General features: G+C 64.7%; 6 protein-coding genes. 2 read left to right on the top strand and 4 right to left on the bottom strand.

The genetic code is table 11. From position 1 onward, the window contains the following. Positions 1-42 precede the first annotated feature (42 nt). Together H5T60_10955 and H5T60_10950 are read left to right on the top strand one after the other, a co-directional pair. Positions 43-642, top strand: coding sequence for a GntR family transcriptional regulator (locus tag H5T60_10955; GenBank protein MBC7242949.1), 600 nt, complete (start codon positions 43-45; stop codon positions 640-642). A 14-nt stretch (positions 643-656) separates the two neighbouring features. Beyond that, entirely contained in the window at positions 657-986 is a 330-nt protein-coding gene (locus H5T60_10950) for a hypothetical protein (GenBank protein ID MBC7242948.1), read from the top strand. A 43-nt stretch (positions 987-1029) separates the two neighbouring features. Here H5T60_10950 and H5T60_10945 read toward each other — a convergent pair whose 3' ends face one another. The 4 genes from H5T60_10945 to H5T60_10930 all read right to left on the bottom strand — a co-directional run. Beyond that, the gene (locus H5T60_10945; protein ID MBC7242947.1) at positions 1030-2376 is read right to left on the bottom strand and encodes a UbiD family decarboxylase; all 1347 of its coding nucleotides are present in this window, start codon (positions 2374-2376) and stop codon (positions 1030-1032) included. A gap of 20 nt (positions 2377-2396) precedes the next feature. Continuing rightward, entirely contained in the window at positions 2397-3458 is a 1062-nt protein-coding gene (locus H5T60_10940) for a hypothetical protein (GenBank protein ID MBC7242946.1), read from the bottom strand. Positions 3459-3469: 11 nt separating this feature from the next. Further along, the gene (locus H5T60_10935; protein ID MBC7242945.1) at positions 3470-4795 is read right to left on the bottom strand and encodes an amidohydrolase; all 1326 of its coding nucleotides are present in this window, start codon (positions 4793-4795) and stop codon (positions 3470-3472) included. Further along, positions 4792-5486, bottom strand: a 695-nt coding sequence (locus H5T60_10930; protein ID MBC7242944.1) for an SDR family oxidoreductase, incomplete at its 5' end; no start/stop codon positions are given. The genes H5T60_10935 and H5T60_10930, both read right to left, overlap by 4 nt.

The raw sequence follows: 5486 nt of genomic DNA, 5'->3' as shown, positions 1-5486 counted from the left end.
ATTAAGTACAGGATTTACAAAGAGATCCGGCGCTCCATCATCATGCAGCACTTGCGCCCCGGCGAACGCCTTTCCGTGGAAGACCTCGCCCGCCAGTACGGCACCAGCATCACCCCGGTGCGCGAGGCCCTGCAAATGCTGGACCAGGAGGGCCTGGTGACCATCAAGCCGCGTTCCGGTTATTTCGTCACCCGCCTGACGCTGAAGCAGTTGCGCGACCTGCTGGAACTGCGCGGCATCTTGGAGCTGGCCTCCGTGGAGCGGGCGGCCCAGCGCATCACCCCCGAACAGCTTGCCCGCCTGGAAAGGGTGCACGCCGGCTACACCGGCGATGACGAGGAATCGTACGACCGCTACACCGACGAGAACCGCGAGTTTCATTATCTGATCGCCGAAGCCGCCGGCAACGAGGAACTGGCCAACCTCCTGCGCCACATTCACGAGCGCCTGGCGCGCTATATGGTAATGCGGCGCGGCGGCCAATCTCAGCTTCACACCCACGCCCGCATCCTGGACGCCCTGCGCCGGCATGATGTCGCCGCCGCCCGCCAGGCCATGTGGGAGGAAATCACCGAAACGCGCGACGCCATTCTGGAGAGAGTGATCCAGGAAGAATCATCCGCCTGGCAGTTGCAGTCCTGACAGAGGAGCAGACCATGTACACCCTTCGACGTGTCGCAGTGGGTTCCGCTTTCAAAGTTATGGCGGTATTGAGCGGGCTGATCTTCGCCGTGGTGGGATTCTTCGCCGTGTTTCTGCCGGGGATCTTCGGCTTCGGCATCTGGAGCCTGATGGCAGATCATCCCCGCCGCTTCCCGTTCGAGGCCGGCCTGGGCATTCTCGGCTCCATCCTGCTGTACTTCCTGGGGATTATCGTGTACGCCGTTGTCGGTGGGGTGGTAGGCGCCATCTACGCCGCGGTGTACAACCTGGTCGCCGGCATCACCGGCGGCCTGGAAGTAGAGCTGGGGCGGGAGGAGGAATAGCCGGCACCGCACGCGCCGGCCATCCCTCCTCGGGCCTGGTGGCTCATCCCAGGTACTTCTTCAGATCCACCCATTCATAGCTGACGCGGTCGGTGTATTCGCGCCGGCCTTTATGCAGTGTCGCATCCACGCCGATCTTGGTATGGACCCCGCGCACATCTGCCGTGGGGTCCATCTCGTGCCCCTGCGCACCCGGCACCAGGAACACATCTTGCTCCCAATCCACCCGTGTGGTCAGCGCCCACATCACATCTGCCGGGTCATAAATGTTGACGTCCGGGTCCACCACAATGCACCATTTGATGTTGACATGGGCGGTGAAGGCCGCCAGCGCCACGTTCTTCGGTTCCCCCGGGTTATCCTTGTCAATGGCCACAATGGCGGTGAAGCCGTTGCCGTAGGGCGGGATGTGCAGGCCAGTCACCCGCTTGCTGACATGCTGGACGTAAGAGAGGAGAAGCGGCTCACGCGGCAGGACGTTGCCCAGATAGACATGTTCATCCCAACCGGGAATGATGGTCTGGAAGATGGGGTCATCGCGCCAGCAGACAGCAGTGACATAGAAGACCGGGCTTTCCCAGATGTCGCCGAAGTAGCCGTGGAACTCCGCCAGGGGGCCTTCGCCGGCGCGCTCACCCGGCGCCAAATAGCCCTCAATGACGATCTCGGCCTCGGCGGGAATGTCCAGGTCCACCGTCACGCCCCGCGTCACCTTCACGCCCTCGCCGCGGATGGCGCCGGCGATGCGCAGTTCGTCATCGTCATAGCGCGCGCCGGCGGCAATCATGATGGCCGGGTCCAGCCCGATGGCCACGGCGATCTCCAGCCGCTCCCCGCGCGCCTCCTGCACATCCAGGAACTGCCGCACATGGCGCCATTCGTTCAGGTTGAAGCCGAAGACGCGCGGCCCCTTCACCTGCATGCGGTTATAGGACAGGTTGCCACGGCCGGAGATGGGGTCCTTGGAGACCACCACGCCGCCGGTGATAAACGGCCCCCCGTCGCCGCGCGCGTGCACCGGGATCGGCAGGGTGCGCACGTCCACCTCATCGCCCACGCGCACATTGGCCTTCCAAGGCGCATCCTCCACCAGCACCGGCGGAATACCGTTGATGGGGTCCAGGGCGCGCTGCATGACCTGCACGACCTCATGCTTCTTGCACCCGAGCGCCAGCGCGGCACGCGTCTGGCTTGCCACTGCGGAGGTGAAAATCGGCCAGGGACTGCCGACGACGTTCTCGAACAGGGGCGCCGGCCCGGACTCCCGCATCAGCGTCGCCGCCACATCCGCCAGCTCATACTCCAGCGAGACCGGTTTGCGGATGCGTACCAGTTGGCCGGCCTCCTCCAGCACCTCCAAAAACGACCGCAGGTCATGGATACGCGTCATACGACCCCCCTCTTCCGCACTCAGCGGTATGTCCCACATTCATTCACCAGCTCCAGCGCAAAACGATAGGTTTCCAGCCGGGTGCCCGGCGGCAGGGAATGATCGGAGTGGAAGATATACCCGCCGCCGGCCATGGCCACCGGCACCTTTTCCAGTATCTCCCGCCGCAGGCCGTCCAGGTCATTGGCCTGGAACAGGCGCGCGTCGATGTTTCCGATGAAGGCCAGCCGATCGCCGTACTCCTTCTTGAGCGGCCGGATGTCCACGCCGGCTTTCACCTCCAGCGGGTGCAGGCAGTCCATGCCGGCTTCGATCAGCAAAGGGATGGCCTGCCGCACATCCCCGTCGCTGTGGTATATCACCTGACAGCCGTAGCGGTGGCCCAAATCCGCCAGCCGGCGGTGGAACGGCATCAGTACCTCGCGGTACACCCGCGGCGAGAAGAACAGCCCGTGATTATACGCGATATCGCCGAAGATCCAAAGCCCATCCGGCCGCAGTCCACGTCCCCACAGATCCTCAAACGCATCCTCGACGAGACGCACATCGGCCTCGTACATGTCGCGCAGCCAGTCCGGGTCGGTCACCAGCGCCATGAGCTGTGCTTCCGGGCCGATCTTGTGCCAGGTGCACTCAAAGGGGTCCAGCACGGAAAGGACGACATAACGGCCCTGCCGGCGCAGGTGCTGATAGCGCGCCTCCAATGCCGGCCAGTCCATGCGCGACGGGCGGTACTCCAGGAGCGGCTTGTACTCCTCCCAGCTTTTCCTGTCCTGGATGAGGAAGCCCAGCAGGCCCGGCGTCGCCTGGTGATCGGTATACTCCTTCGTCAGCGTGCCCCACTCGTCGGTGATGAGGCGATAACCGGCTCCCTCTTCCTTGACCTCGGTGGGAAGCAGGAAGGACTGCGAGAACCAGAACATGCCCATATCCAGGCCGAAATAGTCCTCGGCCGAGGTATCCGCCGGCATGCCCTGCGCATGGAACTCTTGCTCCGTCTCCCACCAGAAGGATTCGAAAATCCCGACCCGATCCGCCGGCTGGTGATCTATCAGCAGTCGAATACGTTCTTGTCCGGTCATTATTACCCCCATTATTCCCAGCCGAGGCGCCGGCGCAGATGCCGCAGGGCGGACTCCGCCTCTTCCAGCAGTGCCGGCTCATCTATGACTAACACCCTGCCCTCCTCCATCAGGATGCGGCCGTCCACGATAACCGTATCCACATCACTCCCATGGGTGCAAAGCGTCAAGGCCGAATCCAGGTCATGCACCGGCACAGCGCGCGCATGGCGGAGATTGACAATGATGATATCCGCCGGCGCGCCTTCCTGCACCGTCCGGCCGTCGGTAATGAGCCGCAGGGCCTGGGCCGGCGGCAGGAGCGTGGGGTCCAGGTTCGCCACGCGCGCCAGCCCCACCGCCGACTTCAGCGTCTCCCAGATGTCCTGGGTATCGTTGCTGGCCGGCCCATCCGTCCCCAGCAGGACGCGCACACCCTTGCGTAGAAAATCGGCCACCGGTGCGATCCCCGATCCCAGCACCATGTTGCTCACAGGACAGTGCACCACGGTGGCCCCCCGCTCCGCCAGCAGTTGCTTCTCGCCCTCTTCCAGCCAGACGGCGTGCACCACCTGGGTGCGCTGGTCCAGGACGCCGATGCTTTCCAGCCAGTCCACCGGCCGCCGGCCGAACAACTCCAGCGTCATTTCCACCTCTTCCTGGGTCTCCGCCACATGGATATGGGTGGGTGCCCCAAACTCGCCGGCCAGCGCGTGGGTCTTCTGCATCGTGTCCACGGAACAGCGCCAGGTGCTGATAGGGCCGTTGGCGATTTCCAGCCGGCCGGGCTGATGCCATTCGCGGTACAGCCGCCGCAGGTCGTCGAGAATCGCATCCGCCGGCTCCGGGTTGGCGCCCATATCCGCCCAGGAGCGCGCCAAGGTCATGCGCAGTCCAACCGTCTGCGCGGCCCGGCAGACCGCGTCGGTGAACGCCGGCCCCCGCACCACTTTATGATGCTGGACCACATGGGTCACGCCGCAGTGCAGGTTCTCCACCAGCCCCACCAGGGCAGCCAACCCCATCTCTTCCGGGGTCAGGGCGCTCTGCAGGGGCCAGATCAGCTCTTTCAGCCACTGCACCAACGGCCGGCCGCCGGCCAGCCCGCGCATCAGCACCTGGCTGAAATGCGTGTGGGCGTTGATAACGCCGGGGAGCACCGCCTTGCCGCGCGCCGCAAGGGTCTTGCCGGCCGCCTCCACCAGCGCCGGCGGCGGGGCACCAGCGCCGGCCGCGCGCACCTTCCCCTGCTCCAGGTACACGTAGCCCGGCTTCCACCAGCCCCCTGGGGCAAGCACGGCGCCGTCGCGGATCAATATCCCGCCGGCGCTCCCCCTCTCGACACCGCCGGTGCTCATGTCAGGGAGCGCCCTCCGTCCACGAAATACACACTGCCCGTGGCGAAATCGCACTCGATCAGGAACTCGATCAGCCGGGCGACATCCAGGGGCGAGCCTACCGTCTTGAGCAGGGACTTCTCCTCCGCCCAGCGGCGCTTCTCCGGCGGCGCATTATCCGGCAGGAGGATGGTGCCGGGGGCGATGGCATTGACCCGCACCGCCGGCGCTAATTCCACCGCCATGGACTTCGTCAGGGACCACAGGCCGGCCTTGCTGGCCGCATGATGGGCATACTCCGGCCACGTCTGAAAGGCCGACAGGTCCGTGATGTTGATGATCACACCTCTGCCTTGCTTGAGCATATGCGGCGCCACCAACTGCGAGCAGATGAAGGGCCCCTTCAGGTTCACGTCCATGGCCAGGTCCCAATCCTCCTCGCGAATCTGCAGGAACGGCGCCCTCAGCCAGACCGAGGCGTTGTTGATCAGCACGTCAATGCGTCCGAAGCGCTCGATGGTCGCGTCCACAAAGGCCCGCACCTGGTCGGACCGGGTCACGTTCACCTGCATGGCCAGGGACCGCACCCCGTGTGACTCGATCTCCGCCTTGGTCTCCTCCCACTCGTGCGCCTGGTTGTAGCTGAAGGCGATATGAGCGCCTTTGCCGGCCAAGTACAGCGCGATATGCTTCCCGACCCGCTTGGCGCCGC

The sequence above is a fragment of the Anaerolineae bacterium genome (genome assembly GCA_014360855.1).
Classification (GTDB): Bacteria; Chloroflexota; Anaerolineae; order JACIWP01; family JACIWP01; genus JACIWP01.
The sequence above is the reverse complement of the archived record's forward strand: the minus strand, read 5'-3'. Positions and strand labels throughout refer to the sequence as shown.

Excerpts from the sequence above, each read along its gene's own strand:
- H5T60_10955 (MBC7242949.1), top strand. The coding sequence starts at position 43 with ATGCAGCACTTGCGCCCCGGCGAACGCCTTTCCGTGGAAGACCTCGCC.
- H5T60_10950 (MBC7242948.1), top strand. The coding sequence starts at position 657 with ATGTACACCCTTCGACGTGTCGCAGTGGGTTCCGCTTTCAAAGTTATG.
- H5T60_10945 (MBC7242947.1), bottom strand. The coding sequence starts at position 2,376 with ATGACGCGTATCCATGACCTGCGGTCGTTTTTGGAGGTGCTGGAGGAG.
- H5T60_10940 (MBC7242946.1), bottom strand. The coding sequence starts at position 3,458 with ATGACCGGACAAGAACGTATTCGACTGCTGATAGATCACCAGCCGGCG.
- H5T60_10935 (MBC7242945.1), bottom strand. The coding sequence starts at position 4,795 with ATGAGCACCGGCGGTGTCGAGAGGGGGAGCGCCGGCGGGATATTGATC.